Source organism: Rhodobaculum claviforme, assembly GCF_016653255.1.
Taxonomy (GTDB): Bacteria; Pseudomonadota; Alphaproteobacteria; order Rhodobacterales; family Rhodobacteraceae; genus Rhodobaculum; species Rhodobaculum claviforme.
In genome coordinates, this window is sequence record NZ_NHSD01000266.1 from 1 (window position 1) to 19477 (window position 19477).

At 69.6% G+C, this 19477-nt stretch carries 16 protein-coding genes; 7 read left to right on the plus strand and 9 right to left on the minus strand.

Annotated elements, in window-relative coordinates:
* On the plus strand, positions 1–1592 hold a 1592-nt coding region (locus CCR87_RS10085), incomplete at its 5' end, for a DNA translocase FtsK (protein WP_274609770.1).
* Between the two features lie 355 nt (positions 1593–1947).
* Here the strand turns inward: CCR87_RS10085 and CCR87_RS10090 are convergent.
* The 4 genes from CCR87_RS10090 to CCR87_RS17530 form a co-directional block, all read right to left on the minus strand.
* Positions 1948–2769: a DUF1217 domain-containing protein gene (locus CCR87_RS10090; RefSeq protein ID WP_201157400.1), complete on the minus strand. Its 822-nt coding sequence runs from the start codon at positions 2767–2769 to the stop codon at positions 1948–1950.
* Entirely contained in the window at positions 2766–3218 is a 453-nt protein-coding gene (flbT, locus tag CCR87_RS10095; RefSeq protein WP_201157401.1) for a flagellar biosynthesis repressor FlbT, read from the minus strand. The genes CCR87_RS10090 and flbT overlap by 4 nt, the downstream gene beginning before the upstream one ends.
* Positions 3215–3595, minus strand: coding sequence for a flagellar biosynthesis regulator FlaF (gene flaF, locus CCR87_RS10100; RefSeq protein WP_201157402.1), 381 nt, complete (start codon positions 3593–3595; stop codon positions 3215–3217). The genes flbT and flaF overlap by 4 nt, the downstream gene beginning before the upstream one ends.
* A gap of 152 nt (positions 3596–3747) precedes the next feature.
* Positions 3748–4929, minus strand: a complete 1182-nt coding sequence (locus tag CCR87_RS17530; RefSeq protein ID WP_201157403.1) for a flagellin N-terminal helical domain-containing protein — start codon at positions 4927–4929, stop codon at positions 3748–3750.
* A gap of 301 nt (positions 4930–5230) precedes the next feature.
* Between CCR87_RS17530 and CCR87_RS10110 the strand changes: the two genes are divergently transcribed.
* From CCR87_RS10110 to CCR87_RS10130, 5 genes are all read left to right on the plus strand, one after another.
* A complete protein-coding gene (locus tag CCR87_RS10110) occupies positions 5231–6100 on the plus strand; it encodes an OmpA/MotB family protein (protein WP_201157404.1) in 870 nt (289 codons plus the stop codon).
* Between the two features lie 81 nt (positions 6101–6181).
* A complete protein-coding gene (locus CCR87_RS10115; RefSeq protein WP_201157405.1) occupies positions 6182–7633 on the plus strand; it encodes a flagellar hook protein FlgE in 1452 nt (483 codons plus the stop codon).
* A 44-nt stretch (positions 7634–7677) separates the two neighbouring features.
* On the plus strand, positions 7678–9123 hold the full coding sequence (locus CCR87_RS10120) for a FlgK family flagellar hook-associated protein (protein ID WP_201157406.1): 1446 nt from the start codon (positions 7678–7680) through the stop codon (positions 9121–9123).
* A 14-nt stretch (positions 9124–9137) separates the two neighbouring features.
* Entirely contained in the window at positions 9138–10154 is a 1017-nt protein-coding gene (locus CCR87_RS10125; RefSeq protein WP_201157407.1) for a flagellin, read from the plus strand.
* Entirely contained in the window at positions 10151–11254 is a 1104-nt protein-coding gene (locus tag CCR87_RS10130; RefSeq protein WP_201157408.1) for a flagellar basal body P-ring protein FlgI, read from the plus strand. The genes CCR87_RS10125 and CCR87_RS10130 overlap by 4 nt, the downstream gene beginning before the upstream one ends.
* Positions 11255–11308: 54 nt before the next feature.
* On the opposite strand, the gene CCR87_RS10135 is transcribed toward CCR87_RS10130, so the two are convergent.
* Positions 11309–11719 (minus strand): metallopeptidase family protein, encoded by a 411-nt coding sequence (locus CCR87_RS10135; RefSeq protein WP_201157409.1) that lies wholly within the window; start codon positions 11717–11719, stop codon positions 11309–11311.
* Positions 11720–11803: 84 nt separating this feature from the next.
* Here CCR87_RS10135 and gltX point away from each other — a divergent pair, with 84 nt between their 5' ends.
* Positions 11804–13135 (plus strand): glutamate--tRNA ligase, encoded by a 1332-nt coding sequence (gene gltX, locus CCR87_RS10140; protein WP_201157410.1) that lies wholly within the window; start codon positions 11804–11806, stop codon positions 13133–13135.
* 4 nt (positions 13136–13139) lie between these two features.
* Here the strand turns inward: gltX and CCR87_RS10145 are convergent, their stop codons facing one another.
* From CCR87_RS10145 to tgt, 4 genes are all read right to left on the minus strand, one after another.
* Positions 13140–14342 (minus strand): UbiH/UbiF family hydroxylase, encoded by a 1203-nt coding sequence (locus CCR87_RS10145; protein ID WP_201157411.1) that lies wholly within the window; start codon positions 14340–14342, stop codon positions 13140–13142.
* Positions 14343–14409: 67 nt separating this feature from the next.
* Positions 14410–14640 (minus strand): hypothetical protein, encoded by a 231-nt coding sequence (locus tag CCR87_RS10150; RefSeq protein ID WP_201157412.1) that lies wholly within the window; start codon positions 14638–14640, stop codon positions 14410–14412.
* Positions 14641–14830: 190 nt separating this feature from the next.
* Positions 14831–18163: a carbamoyl-phosphate synthase large subunit gene (gene carB / locus CCR87_RS10155; RefSeq protein ID WP_201157413.1), complete on the minus strand. Its 3333-nt coding sequence runs from the start codon at positions 18161–18163 to the stop codon at positions 14831–14833.
* Between the two features lie 86 nt (positions 18164–18249).
* Positions 18250–19377, minus strand: a complete 1128-nt coding sequence (gene tgt / locus CCR87_RS10160; protein WP_201157414.1) for a tRNA guanosine(34) transglycosylase Tgt — start codon at positions 19375–19377, stop codon at positions 18250–18252.
* Between the last annotated feature and the right edge of the window lie 100 nt (positions 19378–19477).

Sequence of the window (19477 nt, forward strand, 5' to 3'; positions counted from 1 at the left end):
CCCCCGGCCCGCGCGTGGTCCAGGCCGCGAGCGCGGCGCGCCCGCCCCGCGCCCAGCCACAGCCCGCGCCCGAGCCCGCAGGGGGCATGGACCTGCCGCCGCTGTCGCTGCTGATGAGCCCTGAGTCGATCACCCGCCACCCCCTCAGCCCCGACGCGCTGGAGGACAACGCCCGCATGCTCGAAAGCGTGCTGGAGGATTACGGCGTCAAGGGCGAGATCACCTCGGTCCGCCCCGGCCCGGTGGTCACCATGTACGAACTGGAACCCGCGCCGGGCCTGAAGGCGAGCCGCGTGATCGGGCTGGCCGATGACATCGCGCGGTCGATGTCGGCCCTCTCGGCGCGCGTCTCCACCGTGCCGGGGCGCTCGGTCATCGGGATCGAGCTGCCGAACGTGCATCGCGAAAAGGTCGTCCTGCGCGAGATCCTGTCCGCGCGCGACTATGCCGACAGCCAGACCCGCCTGCCGCTGGCGCTGGGCAAGGGCATCGGCGGGGAACCCATCGTGGCCAACCTTGCCAAGATGCCCCACCTGCTGATCGCGGGCACCACCGGCTCGGGCAAGTCGGTGGCGATCAACACGATGATCCTGTCGCTGCTCTACCGCCTGACGCCCGACGAATGCCGGCTCATCATGATCGACCCCAAGATGCTGGAGCTGTCGGTCTATGACGGCATCCCGCATCTGCTGTCGCCGGTGGTGACGGACCCGAAAAAGGCCGTGGTGGCCCTGAAATGGGTCGTGGCGGAGATGGAGGACCGCTACCGCAAGATGTCCAAGATGGGCGTGCGCAACATCGACGGCTACAACGGCCGCGTGCGCGAGGCGCTGGCCAACGGCGAGATGTTCACCCGCATCGTGCAGACCGGCTTTGACGACGCCACCGGCGAGCCGGTGTTCGAGCACGAGGAATTCGCCCCCGAGGCGATCCCCTACATCGTCGTCATCGTGGACGAGATGGCCGACCTGATGATGGTCGCCGGCAAGGAGATCGAGGCCTGCATCCAGCGCCTGGCGCAGATGGCGCGGGCCTCGGGCATCCACCTGATCATGGCCACGCAGCGCCCCTCGGTCGACGTCATCACCGGCACGATCAAGGCGAACTTCCCCACCCGGATCAGCTTCCAGGTCACCTCCAAGATCGACAGCCGCACCATCCTGGGCGAGATGGGCGCCGAGCAGCTGCTGGGCATGGGCGACATGCTCTACATGGCCGGCGGCGGGCGCATCACCCGCATCCACGGGCCGTTCGTCTCGGACGAGGAGGTGGAGGAGGTCGTCAACCACCTCAAGGCCTTCGGTCCGCCGGACTATGTCTCGGGCGTGCAGGAGGGCCCCGAGGACGGGCGCGAGGCCGACATCGATGCGGTCCTCGGCCTTGGCAGCGGCGACGGCGGCGATGCGGCGCTGTATGATCAGGCGGTGGCGATCGTGGCTCGGGATCGCAAGTGCTCCACCAGCTACATCCAGAGGAAACTGGGCATCGGCTATAACAAGGCCGCCCGGCTGGTGGAGCAGATGGAGGACCAGGGCGTCGTCACCCCGGCCAACCACGTCGGCAAGCGCGAGATCCTGGTGCCGGAGGTCTGATCCCACACCGGCGCGGGGCGGCGGTGCGCGAACCGCCCCGCGCACGGGCGACCAACCCGACCCGACCGCAGGCGCCGGTGATCACAGGCAGGCCTGACACCGCCCGGCCAGGCGCGAGAGATCGAGGGGGCTGCCGGATGCGCCGGCGCCCGACGGGGGCGGAGGGCGCACACCGCGCGTATGGATGGGGACTGATGCACATCGGTTGGGGTTTGCGCCGGTCGCGGCGACGAGCGCCCGTTGCACCCTGTGGCGTCGGGCCTGCGGCGCGCGCAGACCCTTGACCGACCGCGGGCGGATCGCACGTCGCCAACCCGCGCCCCACGGCACGGATGGCACCGCGCGGGAGGGATCGTCAGCGCAGCAGCGGTCCGCGTTGTGCCGCCGTCTGGAGCAGTTGCAGCGCGGCCGATCCCCGCGCCGCCCCGCCCATCATGCCCGCCTGGATTTCCGAGCGCAGGATGAACTGGCGTGCCAGCGCGTCGATCTTGTCGGGGTCGCTGAACTGGCTGATGCTGCCGTCGCCAAAGCTGCGCCGCGTGCGTTCCTGCAGGATGCCAAGCTGGCGATCCAGATCGAGGGCGCCGAAGCTCCTGGGGAGGTTGAACGCGGCCTCGAACACCTGGCGCAGCGGCGGGGTGCCCATCACGGTGAACCACTTGGCACGCTCGCTCTGGTCGCCGGAGGCCAGTTCGGACAGCTCCCGCCGCAGGTTCAGGGCGAGCCGCATGTTCTGGTCCTGATTGCCGACGGCGACCTCGAACTGACGGGTCTCGTGGGATTTCAGGATGCGGTCGGCAAATCCGGCGGTCCCGGTCAGCGGCGTTTCGGAATCGCCAAAGCCAAAGGCGCGCGACAGCGCGGCATACCGCTTGTCGGCCAGCCGGTTGGCAAAGGCGTCCGGCGCCTGGGTCCCCTCCTCCAGCACCTTGCGGATGAAGAACCGGTTGGGCAGCGCATCATCAAGGCCGAACGCCCCGAGCGCGACCCGCAGCAACCGCCGGTCCGCGACCAGATCGGCCGCGCTCTCGACCTGGCCGATCTTTTCCCGGAAATAGGCGGCGTCGCGCTGCACCATGGGGCTTTTGGCGAATTGCGCCTGCTGCGTCTCCAACGTGCGGTTGAGGAAGCGCCAGCCGCCATAGCCCCCCAGCGGCAGGACCGGCTGGAAGCTCATGGCTGCACGGCGGCGGCCGAGGGCGCGGCCCTGGCCGGACCCGACGGTCCCTGGATGCCGCCGAACAGCCGCTCCTCACGCGGGAGCAGGGTGCGCAGCGACTTCAGCGCCTGGTAATGCGCGCCCGCCAGAACCGCCTCGGTGGCCTGCGTCAGCTGGGTGCGGCTGTCGTGGTCGGTCAGCACCTGGCTGAGCTGCTCGATCCCGCGCAGAAGCTGGCGTTGCGCCTCGTCCGGGGCGACGTCGCCCGACAGCACCAGCTGCATGATGTAGCAGACCCGGCGCACGGGGGTGTTGACCTCCTCGGGGTGGATGGCGTCGCGCAGGCGCAGGATGTGGGCGTTGGGGGTCATGATCGCGAGGCGCGCGCGGCGGTCACCGTTCTCGACCACGGCGCCGTTGATCAGCACCCGCTCCTTCGGTCCCAGCTTGAGGACGAGGCCGGTCATTGCACGCCCCCCTCGCCGCGCAGACCGCGCATGACGGAGGTGTTGATCTCGATCAGGATGTCGGGGCTGGCGTCATCGCCGTTGAGCAACTTGCGGCTGTGCTGGTTGGTGAATTCGAACAGATAGAACAGCTGGGCCCGCAGCTGTGCCGGCAGCGCGTTGGTCGGTTCGGCCACGTCGAGGCCGAGCGTGGTCCACAGCGTGAGGTTGTCCATCACCGCCGCGACGAAGGCGGGAAAGTCCTCCTGGCGGTGGTCGGCGGCGGCCTTGAGACGGCGCGTGACGCGGGCGATCACCTCGTATTCGATGCCGCGCGGTGTGCGCGCCGCGGTTTGGGCACGGCCGTAGGCGCCACCGGCGGGGGCGAGCGAATTCATCGGGCTTTCCTTCGGCTAGGGGGCGGGCGGCCTCACCGGCGACCCGGGATCGGGCGGACGCCGCGATCAGGGACGGGCCATCCCGACGGAGGCGGTGTCGGCGAGTGGGGCGCGCGCGCCAACGCCTGCGCGCGCGCCCCGGTTCACGGGCCTTAGCGGAACAGCGCCAGGATGTTCTGGGGCTGCTGGTTGGCGATGGACAGCGCCTGGATGCCCAGCTGCTGCTGCACCTGCAGCGCCTGCAGGCGGGCCGAGGCTTCCTCCATGTCGGCATCGACCAGCGCGCCGATCCCGTTGTTCATGGAGTCGATCAGCTTGCCCATGAACTCCTGCTGGTTATCGATCCGGCCCTGGGCGGTACCGAAGGCCGCCGCCGCGTTGATGGCCGAGTTCAGCAGCGCATCGACCTGAGCAAGAGCATTGGCGGCTCCGGAGGCCTCCGAGACGTCGAAGCCCGCAAGGCCGCCGAGGCCACCGGCCAGACCGTCGTCATCCGCCTCGAAGGACGCCGCGCTCACACGCAGGTCGTTGCTGTCAGCGGGATCCCCGGCCTCGGCATTGTTTGTGAAGGTGATCACGGCGGCAGCGACCGAAGCCGTGATAGCACCACCGGACATGGCGCCAGCAATACGAGCCGCCATCGATTCGTTGGTATCATCCTCGCCCGCCACGAAGGCGCGGGTCTCGGTTCCGATCTGGATGCGCAGGACGTCGCCTTTGGCAACGTTGGCGATAGTCAAGCCCTGCATGCCGCCGTTCTCCGCCATGATCGCACCACCCCAGACCGCGCGATCGCTGCCCGCCACACCCGTCACCTCGGTCAGCGCGCCGACACGGAGATCCTGCGAATTGACCGTCAGCGTGCCCGCGCTGACGTTGCCGCTGCCATCACGATCAAGCGAGGTCAGAACCTTCAGCTCCCCGCCGCCGTTGATGAGATTGACCCCGTTGAACTGAGCCGTTCCGACGATGGACGAGATCTGGTTGCGCAGCTCCAGGATGTCTGCCTGGATCTTGCCACGGTCGGCAGACGCCGACTGCGCTTCGGTGACCTTGTCCTTCACGGTCTGGAGCAGGCCGACGATGCTTTCGGACGCGCCGCGCGCCACCGCGACCGTTGCGTTGGCCGTGGCCAGCGTGCTCTGGATCGCCTTGAAGCCGCCCACATCGCTGCGCATGACCGAGGCGATGGCCCAGGTCGACGCGTTGTCCTTGGCGGTGGCCACCTTCATGCCGGTGGCGATCTGGCCCTGGGTCGTCTCCATGCTCTTGTTGATGTTGCGCATGGTCTGCAGCGCGACCATGGCGCCGTTGTTGGTCAGAATCGAAGCCATTTCTTGCGTGTCCTTCCAGAAGTGCCGGAACCGGGTTTTCCGTCCGGCGTCCGTTTCAAGCCCGTGTCGGGCCGGGTGAAGGGCGTTCTGGCCAATACGGCGGGGTGTGTCGGTCCGCCGTGCCACCCGTTGCGGGGTGCAAGGACGGTTCTGACGGACGCGCCCTAATCGCGGGTTAATCGCCCCCTCGCCGATATCGGCAATTCGAACCAAAGCCGCCAGGTCCCGCGCGCGCCCGTTAAGCAACGGTTTACGCGCGCGCCGGTATCGCTGGGGATGGGTGGACTGAAGGGGTGGTGTGATGGACCGGCACAGGAATGCCGCGCCAGCCATCATCAAGCGAAAAAGGATTATTGCGGCCGACGAGCATCACGGCGGGGCGTGGAAGATCGCCTTTGCCGATTTTGCGACGGCCATGATGGCCTTTTTCCTTGTGATGTGGCTGATCAACGCAACGGACGAACAAACGCGCAAGGGGCTGGCGGAGTATTTCAGCCCCACCATCGCGCTGAATCGCAATGCGGGCGGTTCGGACAGCGTGTTCGGGGGGCACAACGTGATGTCGGACGCGGTGCTGGCCGACAGCGCGCGCCACGACGCGGTGATGCACGCCGAAGGGGAGGCCATGGCCGCCCCGCGCCCGCCCGAGGCGGCGCACACGCCCGACGGCCCCGGCACGACCGACACGCTGGACGAGATCGCCCGCGCGCTGCGCGCGGTCGGCGGCGAAAGCGTGGTGGCGGAACTCGCGCTGCGCCACATCGTGACCCGCGTCACCGACGAAGGCCTGATCGTGGAGATCTTCGATATGCCGGGCCAGACGCTGTTCGCCGGGGACAGCGATGTCGCCAACCCGGTTCTGGTAACCATCGCCGGGCTCCTGCACGAGGTCTTCGGGCTGGTGGACAACGGCGTCGCGGTGGACGGGCACACCCGCACCGAGCCGGTGATTCGCACCGACAACCCGGTGTGGGCGCTGTCCACGGCGCGCGCCCAGCGCATGCGCGAACTGCTGCAGGAGGCGGGAATCGCGCCCGCGCGCATGCACCGCGTCACCGGCCACGCCGACCGCCAGCCGGCGGCGCGCAACCCCGCCGCGCTGCGCAACAACCGCCTGGAGGTGGTCCTGCTGCGCGACGGGGCCGAGGCCGCAGGGCCGCGATGGCATTAGGGGCGCCTTAAGACCCCACACGGCATGGTGCGCCTCAGATGGCCGCCCCGATCCGGGACGGCGGTTGCAGAAAGGCGCACCATGTCGATTTCCTCCTCCATGAATGCAGGCGTGGCCGGGCTCTCGGCCAATGCCACCCGGCTGTCGACGATCTCGGACAACATCGCGAACTCCTCGACCTTCGGGTACAAGCGGGTGACGGCGGATTTCGCGTCGATGGTGCTGGGCAACTCGCCGGGGTCGTACAGCGCGGGCGGGGTGCGGGCATCGACCCAGCGCATCGTGGACCAGCGCGGGCCGCTCAACAGCACATCCAACCCCACCGACATCGCGATTTCCGGGCGCGGGATGCTGCCGGTGACGACGCAGGTCGCGGCCCAGGCCGGTGGCCCGCTGCCGATGCTGATGACCACCACCGGCTCGTTCCGCCCCGACGCCAACGGCGTGCTGCGCACCGACAGCGGCCTGGTGCTGATGGGCGTTCCGGCCAATCCCGACGGCACGATCCCGCCCTTCCCCCGCGATGTCACCACCGCGCTGGAGCCCGTGCGCGTGGACAAGAACCAGTTCGAGGGCAATCCGACCAAGTTCATCGACCTCGGCCTGAACCTGCCGGCCACCGCGACCCGCTCCGGCGCCGAGGCGCAAAGCTACCCGCTGACGATCGAGCTGTTCGATTCGGTGGGCGTCGGCAGCACGCTGTCGGCGACATTCTCGAACCAGATTCCCGCCACCGGCGGCCAGTTCTTCAACGGTGTCCCCGGCGCCCCGGCCGAGCTTGGCGGCGCCTTCGGTGGCGGCATCGTCAAGAATGTCTGGCGGCTGACCATGACGAACCCGAACGGTGCACCGAATACGCAAGAGGCGCTCGTCCTGTTCGACACCTCCGGGCGAATGACCGCATTCGAATTGATCGAGGGTCCCGATCCCGCCAACCCGACCGACCCGACGCCGCTTCCGATCACCGCAACGGCCACAGGTCTGACCGAGGTCGACCCCAACGTTCCCGCCACCGGCGCCTTGACCTATACCTTCCCGGCGGCCCCTGCCGGTGCGGAGAACCCGGCCAACCCACCGCTGTCGGTGCAGCTGGACGCCGTGGCCGGCGGGCGCGGGCTGACGCAGCTGTCGGACCGCTTCACCCCCATCGCCATCAACAAGGATGGCTCGCCCGTCGGCGATCTCGTCTCGGTCGAGGTCGACGCCCGCGGCATGGTCAACGCGATCTACGACAACGGCTTTACCCGCACGATTTACCAGGTGCCGATCGTCGACGTGCCCAACCCCAACGGCCTCCAGGCGCTGAGCAACCAGACCTATCGCCCCTCGCGCGAGAGCGGTCAGTTCTTCCTGTGGAACGCGGGCGAAGGGCCGGTGGGCGAAATGGTGGGCTTTGCACGCGAGGAATCCACCGTTGACGTGGCGCAGGAGCTCACCTCGCTGATCCAGACGCAGCGGGCCTATTCCTCCAACGCCAAGGTCATCCAGACCGTCGACGAGATGCTGCAAGAAACCACCAACATCAAGCGCTGATCCGCGCCGCAGCTGTTCACTCCGCACCCTGAGGGAGGCCCCCGATGACGCTGAATTCCGCAATATCCTCTGCCCTGTCGGGTCTCGCCATGGCGTCTCGGGCGACCATGACGATCGCCTCGAACGTGGCCAACGCCACCACCGACGGGTACGGGCGGCGCGAGCTGGAGCTTGTCGCCCGCGACGGCTCCGGCGGATCCCCCGGCGTTCGGGTGGTGACAGAGAACCGCCTGGTCGATCTGGGCCTTCTGAACCAGCGCCGGCAGACCGACGCCGGCATGGGTGAGGCGCAGGCCCGCAGCCAGGCGCTCTCGGCCATCGAGCGGATCGTGGGCATTCCGGGCACCCCCGGCGCGCTGAGCACACGGGTGGCCGATTTCTCGGCCGCCCTGACCGAAGCCGCCAGCCGGCCCGACTCGCTGGCACGCCTCGACACCGTCCTGCGCGAGGCGGAGGGCCTCGCCGGTGACATCGCAACCCTCGGCCGCGATATCCAGTCCGCCCGCGACGACGCCGACACCGGCATCCGCGCGGCGGTGGACCGGCTGAACACCGGCCTGGAGGAGGTGCAGCGCCTCAACCGCCTCATCCAGCGGGAGGTGGCGATGGGTCAGGCACCCAATGGCCTGATCGACCAGCGCCAGCGCGTCATCGACGAACTGGCCGATCTGGTTCCCCTGCGCGAGGTGCCCCGACCGGGCGGGCAGGTTGGCCTGTTCACCGAAAACGGGGCCATCCTGCTCGACGGCCGCGTGGCGCGGGTGGAACTCGGCCAGGCAACGGTTCCCAGCTTCACCCTCGACGGGGTGGAGCTTCAGGGCCTGACCATCGACGGCCGGTCGGTGCAGACCGGTCCCGGCGGCCCCCTGAGCGGCGGCCGGATCGAAGGGCTTTTTGCCGTGCGTGACGTTCTCCTGCCGGCCGCGCAGGACCAGGTCGATCTGCTGGCGCGGGACCTCGTTGCCCGGTTCGAACAGGCCGACGCCGATCCCGCGACGCCCGTTCCCGGCGGCGAGGGCCTGTTCGTCTTTGCCGGCGGCCCCGTGGGGGGACCCGACCGCGCCCAGCACCTGGCCATCACCTCCCTCGTCTATCCCGCGGCACCGGGGGATGAGAGCAGGGTCTGGCGCCTGCGCACCGGCCTTGGTGGCCTCGTACCGGGCGAGGTCGGGGATGGCCGCGGTCTCGATGCGCTGACCCGCGCCCTGGAAAGCCTCGGTTCGCTGCCGGGCAGCGCGGGACCGGCCCGCGACTTTGCCGGTCATGTGGCGGACTTCGGCGCGGGGTTGGGCCGAACGCGCGACGCGGCAGAGACACAGGGCGCCACCGTCGGCGCGCGCAACATGGCCCTGCGCGACGTCGAAGCCTCCGGCGCGGTCGACACCGACGCCGAGATGCAGCGTCTGCTCGTCATCGAACGCCTCTATGCCGCGAATGCCCGGGTCCTCACCGCCGCAGACGAAATGATGCAACGGCTTCTCGCCATCTGAAGAAAGGACACGGCATGAGCATGATCCGCGCCGGCGACATGGCCAACGCATTGTTTCTGCGACGCCAGACCGCCACCCTCAAGGCCGCGCTTGCGAAACACAGCCAGGAGCTGACCACCGGACGGATGGCAGACCCGCTGCGCGGACTGCGCGGCGATACCGCCGCCCTTTCGGCGATCGAGCGCAGCCGCACCGCGCTGGAAGCCCACAGGATCTCCACCACCGAGGCCGCGGTGCACACCGCCGGACAACAAAAGGTGCTCGAGCGTCTGCGCATCGGCGCCATGGACCTGGCCGGCCAGCTCTTCGGTTTCGGGACCGCGGTACCCGAGCAGTTGATCGACACCGCGGCACGAATCGGGGGCGACGCCTTCACAGATGCGGTTTCGGCGCTGAACACGCGTGTCGGCGACCGCAGCCTGTTCGCCGGCGCAGCGAGCGACCGGGCCGCGCTGGCGTCCCCGGATATCATGGTCGCCGCCCTGACAGCCGAGATCGCCGGCCTCACCGACCCGGAGGAGATCGCGGACCGTGTGTTTGCCTGGTTCGACACGCCCGGCGGCGGCTTCGAGACCTCCGGGCAAGGCTACATCGGGGCAGGCCTGCCCGAAGGCCCCCTCACGATTTCGCCCGGAGAGCGGGTCACCCTGACCGCAACGGCGCTTCGGACGGAACTGCGCGCGGCGCTGGGCGGCTTTGCCTTGGCCGCGGTGGTGGACAACGGCGCGCTGGCGAACGACCCCTCCGGTCGGGCGAAGCTGCTCGAGTCCGTCGCGCTTCGCCTCGTTGGCGCACCGGTGGGGATCACGGCCCTTGCGGGCGAGGTCGGCAACACCGAGGCCCGGATCGAAGCGGCGACAGTCCGCAACGCCAACGAGTTGACCGCCCTCGACATCGCGCTGAACGACGTGATCGGCGTGGACAGCTTCGACGCCGCCACCCGGCTGGAGGAAACCCGCGTCCGGATCGAATCGCTGTTCACCCTGACCGCGCGATTGCAGCGCATGTCTCTGACGGAGTACCTGCGATGATCCGTCTGGCAACGCTTGCGCTGGTGTTGTGCCTGACGCCCGCGCTTGCGTTGGCGCAGTCGATCCGGATCAAGGATCTGGTGGAGTTCGACGGGGTGCGCGGCAACGACCTGGTGGGCTACGGTCTTGTCGTGGGCCTCAACGGCACCGGCGACGGCATCCGCAACTCCCCCTTCACCGAGGACATCATGGCCTCGATCCTCGAACGCCTCGGCGTCAACGTTACCGGGGAACAGTTCCGGCCCCGCAACGTCGCGGCCGTGATGGTGACATCGCAGCTCCCGCCCTTTGCCCGGGCGGGCGGACGCGTCGATGTGACGGTCTCGGCCATCGGCGACGCGCGCAGCCTGCTGGGCGGCACGCTGATCATGACCCCGCTGAATGGCGCCGACGGGCAGATCTATGCCGTGGCACAAGGCTCGGTGATCGCCAGCGGCATCGAGGTGCAGGGCCAGGCCGCCCAGATCGTGCAGGGCGTGCCCACCGCCGGTGTGATCCCCGCCGGCGCACGGGTCGAACGCGAGGTCGACTTCGACTTCAACCGCCTCGCACAGGTCCGGCTGGCGTTGCGCGCGCCCGACTTCACCACCGCCGAGCGGATCGAACGGGTGATCAACGGGGAATTCGGGCGTCCCGTCGCGGCCATGCTGGATGCCGGCACGGTCGTTGTGGACATCGCGTCGGCCGGCATGCGCTCGCCGTCGCATGTGCTGGGACGGATCGAAAACCTGGGTGTGGCACCCCAGACCCGCGCGCGGGTGGTCGTGGACCATCGCACCGGCACCATCGTCATGGGCGCCGATGTCCGGATCAGCCGCGTGGCCGTGGCCCAGGGCAACCTGACCCTTCGGGTCGAGGAGGAACCCATCGTCGTGCAGCCCAACCCCTTTGCCGCCGGTGAAACCGTGGTGGTTCCGCGCACCCGCGTCGGCCTGGACGAGGACCCGGGCACGGGGCTGGCCGAACTCAGCGGCGGCACCTCCCTGTCCGAGGTGGTGGCGGGTCTCAACGCACTCGGGGTCACGCCGCGGGACATGATCGACATCCTGACCAGCATCAGCGCCGCGGGTGCGCTGCATGCGGAACTGGTGGTGCGGTGACGGCACCGCTCCCCACCCCGGGCCGCGCGACGGCCCGGGGGTGACCCCGGGGCGTCAGTCCCACCAGCGATCCACCACCGCGATGTCAGCGTCCGACCACCCCAGGTGGTGCGCCAGCTCATGCACAAAGACATGGGTGACCAGTTCGCCCAGCGAGACGTTGCCGCGCTCGGCCCACTCCTCCAGAATCGGGCGCCGGAACAGCCAGATCGTGTCAGGTCCTTCGGGCTGGTCGAACGCCGATTTTTCGGTCAGCGGAATGCCATCATAGAGCCCCGTCAGCGCAAAGGGATCGTCGATCTCCATCTCGTCGAGCAGATCGTCAGAGGCGAAATCCTCCACCCGCAGCGCCACGCCCCGGGCGGCGGCGGCGAATTCGGCGGGCAGGGCCGCGCGCGCGGCCTCGGCCAGCGCGGCGAAGTCCTCGAGGGATGGGGCGGCGGACGCAGCCCAGCGCGGTATCATGGCGGTGTCCTCCTGCGGCAACCGCCCCCGATATGGACAAGACGGCGGCGCTGTGAAAGAGCACGCAAGCCAAGGGAGGCGCCCATGTCCGACACCGTCATCACCCGCTTCGCGCCCTCGCCCACGGGCCATCTGCATGTGGGCAACCTGCGAACGGCGCTGTTCAACGCGCTGATCACGCGCAAGGCGGGCGGGCAGTTCATCCTGCGGCTCGACGACACCGACCCCGCGCGCTCCACCGAGGCGTTCGCCGAGGCGATCCGCGAGGATCTGCGCTGGCTCGGCCTGACCTGGGACCGCGAGGAGCGGCAGTCCGCGCGGCTTGAACGCTACGCCGCCGCCGCGGACCGTCTGCGCGCCTCGGGGCGGCTCTATGAATGCTTCGAGACCCCGGCCGAGCTGGAGGTCAAGCGCCGCAAGCAGCTCGCGATGGGCCGCCCGCCCGTCTATGACCGCGCCAGCCTGCAGCTGAGCGAGGACGAGCGCGCCGCACGGCGGGCCGAGACACCCGGCTACTGGCGCTTCCGCCTCGATCAGGAGCGCATCACCTGGGACGACGGCATCCTCGGGCCGCTGTCGATCGACGCCGCCAGCGTGTCGGACCCGGTGCTGATCCGTGCCGACGGACAGGTCCTCTATACCCTCGCCTCGGTCGTGGACGATATCGAGATGGGCGTCAGTCACATCGTGCGCGGCTCCGACCACGTCACCAACACCGCGACCCAGATCCAGATCATCCAGGCGCTGGGCGGCACGCCGCCCGCCTTTGCCCATCATTCGCTGCTGACCGGCGCGGGCGGAGAGGCGCTGTCGAAACGACTGGGCACGCTGTCGCTGCGTGACCTGCGCGCGCGCGGGGTGGAGCCTGCGGCGCTGCTGTCGCTGATGGCGCGACTGGGCTCGTCACAGCCGGTGGAGCTGCGCGACAGCCTCGACGCGCTGGCCGAAGGCTTCGATCTTGCGCAGTTCGGTGCCGCCCCCACCAAGTTCGACCCCGAGGATCTGTGGCCGCTGACCCGCGCCCACCTGCAATCGCAGCCATGGGACGCCGTGCGCGCGCGCGTTCTGGCGCAGGGCGTGCCCGAGGATCTGGGCCCCGCGTTCTGGGAGGTCATGCGCGACAACATCGCGGTGATGGACGACATCGCCGGCTGGTGGGCGCTGTGTCGCGATGGCGCCATCCCCGATATCGCACCCGAAGACGCGGAGTTCGTCGATCAGGCGATGGCGCTGCTGCCCCCCCCCCCGTGGGGCCCTGACAGCTGGCGCGACTGGACAGCTGCGGTCAAGGCCCGGACCGGGCGCAAGGGCAAGGGGTTGTTCCTGCCGCTGCGCAAGGCACTGACGGGACGTGGGGACGGCCCCGACATGGCCGCCCTGATGCCGTTGCTGCGGGGGCGGCCCGGCGCGGGCTGATCCGTCAGCCCCCCATCCCGAGGCCAAGCCGCATCAGCCCGCGCCGCACCGGCGCCACGCCATACAGCGTCCGCAGTCCCGCCGCACGCAGATCCCGCAGGGGCTGTGACCCGGCCATCGACGCGCGATTCAGCATGTCGATTCCCGTCACCCGCATGCGCACATCGCCGTACCGGCGGCGGTGGTAGCGCTCCAGCATCACCGGGCTGCCGATCTCCTCGGGCGCCTCGCGCACCAGTTCGCGCAGCGCCGCAAGGTCCCGAAGGCTCATGTTCAGCCCCTGCGCACCGATGGGCGGCACGACATGTGCCGCCTCGGCCATCAGCGCGGTGCGCTGGCCGTGGAACTTCTCGGCGATCTGGCTGATGATCGGCCAGGCCGTCAGCCGCGATGCCAGCCGCAACGGGCCGAACAACCCGGCCGACCGCTCGGTCATCTCGGCCTCGAACGCCGCCTCCGGCAGGGCCATCAGGCGGCGCACCTCGGGGCCGCGCTCCATCCAGACGATGGCGGAACACGGCTGCCCGTCGCGGTCCGGCAGCGGCACCAGCGTGAACGGCCCGCCCGCGCGGTGGATCTCGGTCGAGACATTGTCATGCGGGCGCGGATGGGTGACGGCAAAGGCCAGCGCCTTCTGTCCATAGCGCAACGTCGTCACGCCGATCCCCAGCGCCTCGCGCACCGGAGAGTTGCGCCCGTCGGCCGCCACCAGCAGCCGCGCCTCGGCCACCGTCCCGTCGCTGAGCGTGACGCGCGCGCCGCTGTCACGGGTGAACACCCGCGCGGTGCCGACCCCGGGGCGGAACACCACATTTGGAAACATGTCCAGATGCGCGACCAGTTCGCGCCGCAGCAACCAGTTGGGCAAATTCCACCCGAACGGCTGGTCCGAGATGTCGGCGGCGTCGAATTCATGCGCAACACGGACCTCGGGATCAGGGCCGCCGGCATCCACGATACGCATCACCTGCAACGCCGTGGCATGCGGCGCGAAGCGGGCCCACAGGCCCAGCTCGTCCAGCAGCGCCACCGCCGGCTGCAACAGCGCCGTGGTGCGCAGGTCGGCGCCCTCGTCCTCGGCCACCGTCACGGGTGCGGCAGGGTCGACGCACAGCACCCGCAGCCCCATCGCGCCAAAGCCGGCGGCGGCCGTCAGACCGGCAACCCCGCCCCCCGAGACGATGATGTCATAGTCCTCGCGTGCCATCCCTGTCCCCCTTGCGGCTGGGGTGGATACTAAGGCGCCCCGCCCCGCCGTCCAAGCGGAATGCGGGTCAGCCCCTGCTGATCGCGACCAGCATCACGAGGCACAGCGGCGCCGCCAGCACGAACGGAGCCACCAGCGCGGGCAATCCCCACGTCATGCCCGCAAGGACCCACAGCGTCAGCACGGCCACCGCAAGGTACCATTTGTTGTCGCGGTCGCCCTCGATCACTTCGTGGGCGATCCGGCCAAGGATCGGCGTTCCATAAAGGCCGCGGCGGAGGGTTCGGGATCTGGGCATTGCTGTACTCACCATGCATGTATTCCTTCGCATGCATATGGAGGACGCACACCGCCCGGGGAATGCGTCATGTTGCACCGCGGCATTCTGTCAATGCACCGGGTCCCGATCGGGTGCGGCCCGCGCCGCAGCGGCGGGCGGCGGCGGCGGGGGCTCGATGCCCCCGCCGCCGCCTCTGCCGGGCGCCCCGTCAGCCCTGGAGCGTGCGCACGCTCAGCGGCCCCTCACGCCGGGCGGCCATGGCCTGTGTCGCGGCATGGCTTGCGGTGGCGGTGGTGAAATAGGGGATCTTCTCCATCAGCGCGGCGGCGCGGATGTCGCGGCTGTCCTCGATGGCCTGCACACCCTCGGTGGTGTTCATCACCAGCGCGATCTGCCCATCCTTGAGCATGTCGACGATGTTGGGCCGCCCCTCATAGACCTTGTTGACCACCTCGCAGGGCACGCCTTGCCCGGCCAGGAACGTCGCGGTGCCGCGCGTGGCCACCACCGTCAGCCCCAGATCGACCAGCGTGCGCGCGGCCTCGGCCATTTCGGCACCCTTGTCGGTGTCGCGCACCGACACGAACACCCGCCCGGTCTCCGGCAGGGCCACCCCCGCGCCCAGCTGCGCCTTGAGGAACGCGAGCGGAAAGCTGCGGTCCCAGCCCATCACCTCACCGGTCGACCGCATCTCGGGGCCCAGCAACGTGTCCACCCCGGGGAAGCGGGCGAACGGCAGCACCGCCTCCTTGACCGAGAACCACGGCGTCTGCGGATCGGCCAGCGTCATCGGATCCGCCAACGGCAGCGCCGTATCGGGCCCCACCCCCGCAGGGTACGGTGCGCGCATCGGAAACTCCGACAGCTTCGCCCCCGCCATCAGCCGCGCGGCGATGGACGCGATGGCGCTGTCGGTCGCCTTGGCCACGAACGGCACCGTGCGCGACGCCCGCGGGTTGACCTCCAGCACATAGATGTCGCCGTCCTTGACCGCGAACTGCACGTTCATCAGCCCCACCACGCCCAGCTCCAGCGCCATGGCGCGCGACTGGGCGATCATCTCGTCCACCACCGGTTTCGGCAGGGTGTGCGGCGGCAGCGAGCACGCGCTGTCGCCCGAGTGCACGCCGGCCTCCTCGATGTGCTGCATGACGCCTGCGACATGGACATCCACCCCGTCGCACAGCGCGTCCACATCGACCTCCACCGCGCCTGACAGATAGCTGTCGAGCAACACCGGAGAGGCCCCCGACACCACCACCGCCTCGCGGATGTAGCGCTCCAGATGCGCGTCATCGCGCACAATCTCCATCGCGCGGCCGCCCAGCACGTAGGACGGCCGGATCACCAGCGGATAGCCCACGCGGGCGGCGATGCGGAACGCCTCGGCCGGCGAATGGGCGATGCCGTTGACGGGCTGCTTCAGCCCCAGCCGGTTGAGCAGGTCCTGGAACCGCTCGCGGTCCTCGGCCAGGTCGATGGCGTCGGGCGCGGTGCCTAGGATCGGGATGCCCTCGGCCTCCAGCGCGCGCGCGAGCTTCAGCGGCGTCTGCCCGCCGAACTGCACGATCACGCCCTCCAGCGTGCCCGCCGCCTGCTCCACCCGCAGGATCTCCAGCACATGCTCCAGCGTCAGCGGCTCGAAATAGAGCCGGTCGGAGGTGTCGTAGTCCGTGCTCACCGTCTCGGGGTTGCAGTTGATCATGATCGTCTCGAACCCTGCGTCCGACAGCGCATAGCACGCGTGACAGCAGCAATAGTCGAACTCGATCCCCTGGCCGATCCGGTTGGGCCCGCCGCCCAGGATCACCACCTTGCGCCGCCCCGAGGGGCGCGCCTCGCACTCCGCCTCGCCCATCGCGGGGGCCTCGTAGGTGGAGTACATGTAGGGGGTCTGCGCCTCGAACTCGGCGGCACAGGTGTCGATGCGCTTGAACACCGCCTCCACCCCGAGGTTGCGGCGCGCGCGGCGTACCTGCGCCTCGTCCCGCCCCGTCAGGATCGCCAGCCGGGCGTCGGAAAAGCCCATCATCTTGAGCCCGCGCAACCCCTCCTCGGTCATCGGCAGGCCGTCGCGGCGGATCGCGGCCTCGGCGTCCACGATCTCGCGGATGCGCGCGAGGAACCAGGGATCATAGGAGGTGACCGCGCCGATCTCGTCGTCCGACAGCCCATGGCGCATCGCCTGCGCGATCACCCGCAGCCGGTCGGGGGTGGCCTGCGACAGCGCCTTGACCACGGCGGCGCGGTCGGGAGCGCCGTCGATGGCGATCTCGTCCAGCCCCGTCAGGCCGGTTTCCATCGACGCCAGCGCCTTTTGCAGGCTCTCGTGGAACGACCGCCCGATGGCCATCGCCTCGCCCACCGACTTCATGGCGGTGGTCAGCTCGGCCTTGGCGCCGGGGAATTTCTCGAAGGCAAAGCGCGGGATCTTGGTGACGACATAGTCGATGGAGGGCTCAAACGACGCCGGCGTCACCCGCGTGATGTCGTTGTCGAGCTCGTCGAGCGTATAGCCCACCGCCAGCTTCGCCGCGATCTTGGCAATGGGAAAGCCGGTGGCCTTGGACGCCAGCGCCGAGGAGCGCGACACCCGCGGGTTCATCTCGATCACCACCATGCGGCCCGTGGCGGGGTCCACGGCCCACTGCACGTTGGACCCGCCCGTCTCCACCCCGATCTCGCGCAGGCACGCGATCGAGCCGTTGCGCATGATCTGGTATTCCTTGTCGGTCAGCGTCAGCGCGGGCGCGACGGTGACCGAATCACCGGTATGCACCCCCATCGGGTCCACATTCTCGATGGCGCAGACGATGATGGCGTTGTCGGCGCGGTCGCGCACGACCTCCATCTCGAACTCCTTCCAGCCCAGAAGGGATTCGTCGATCAGGATCTGCCCCATGGGCGAGGCATCCATGCCCGACCGGCACAGCCGCGCATAGTCGTCGCGGTTGTAGGCGACGCCGCCCCCGGTGCCGCCCAGTGTGAAGGCGGGGCGGATGATCGCGGGCAGGCCGATGTCCTCCAGCGCGGCCATCGCCTCGGCCACGCCGGCGGCAAGATCGAAGCGGCCGTTGGGCAGCTTCGGCGCGGCGACGATGGTGGCGCGGGGGTTTTCCAGCCCGATGCGGGCCATCGCCTCGCGGAACAGCTTGCGGTCCTCGGCCATCTCGATGGCCTCGCGCCGGGCACCGATCATCTCCACCCCGTATTTCGCCAGCACGCCCGCATCATCGAGCGCCAGCGCGGTGTTGAGGCCCGTCTGCCCGCCCATGGTGGGCAGGAGCGCGTCGGGACGCTCGGCCTCGATGATCTTGGCCACGACCTCGGGGGTGATCGGCTCGATGTAGGTGGCGTCCGCGAGCTGCGGGTCGGTCATGATCGTGGCGGGGTTGGAGTTCACGAGGATGACGCGGTAGCCCTCCTCGCGCAGCGCCTTGCAGGCCTGCGCACCGGAATAGTCGAACTCGCAGGCCTGCCCGATGACGATGGGTCCGGCGCCGATGATCAGGATGGATTTGATGTCGGTCCGCTTCGGCATGACTGCCCCCCTGTCCATGCGCGGCCTCGCGCAAATCGACCGGGCTTATAGCCACGCGCCCCCCCGGCGCAAGGGCCGCAGGTGCGTTACAGCCGTTCGATGTCGCCCGTGGCCCAGCCCTCGCGGGTCGCGGCGGCGAACGGGGCCAGCGCGCCATCGGTGATCGCGGCCCGGATGCCCCCCATCAGGTCCTGATAATACTGCAGGTTGTGCGCCGTCAGCAGCATCAGCCCCAGGATCTCGCCCGCCCGCGTCAGGTGGTGCAGATAGGCGCGCGAATAGCCGCGACAGGCCGGACAACCGCAGCCGTCGTCCAGCGGGCGGGGATCATCGGCGTGGCGCGCGTTGCGCAGGTTGACCGCACCCCGCCGGGTGAACGCCTGCCCCGTGCGCCCCGATCGGGTGGGCAGCACGCAGTCCATCATGTCGATGCCCCGCTCCACCGCGCCCAGGATGTCGTCGGGCTTGCCCACCCCCATCAGATAGCGCGGCTTGTCCTCGGGCAGCATGCCGGGGGCATAGTCGAGCACGCCGAGCATCGCCGCCTGCCCCTCGCCCACCGCAAGGCCGCCCACGGCGTAGCCGTCAAAGCCGATGGCGCGCAGGGCCTCGGCGCTCTCGGCGCGCTGGTCGGGGAACACGCTGCCCTGCTGGATGCCGAACAGCGCATGGCCGGGGCGGTCGCCGAAGGCATCGCGCGAGCGCTGCGCCCAGCGCATCGACAGCCGCATGGACTGTGCCGCGACCCCCTCGTCGGCCGGAAACGGCGTGCATTCGTCGAAGGCCATCACGATGTCGGAGCCGAGCAGGCGCTGGATCTCCATGCTGCGCTCGGGCGACAGCATCTGGCGCGCGCCGTCGATGTGGGACTTGAAGGTCACGCCTTCCTCGGTCAGCTTGCGCAGACCGGCGAGGCTCATGACCTGGAACCCCCCGGAATCCGTCAGGATCGGCCGGTCCCAGCCCATGAAGCGGTGCAAGCCCCCCAGCCGGGCGATGCGCTCGGCCCCGGGGCGCAGCATCAGGTGATAGGTGTTGCCCAGCAGGATGTCGGCACCGGTGGCGCGCACCTGTTCGGGGTGCATCGCCTTGACGGTGGCCGCCGTGCCCACGGGCATGAAGGCGGGCGTGCGGATCTCTCCGCGCGGGGTGGTGATCACCCCGGTGCGGGCGCGCCCGTCACAGGCAAGGCGGCGATACGTGAACCCGGCCATCGGCTCCCCCTCCGTCGATACGGGGGGCTGTCTGGACCGGATCGCGCCCCGCGCCAAGGGCGAAAGCGGGGGGGACGCCCCCCCGCTTTCGCCCTTGGCG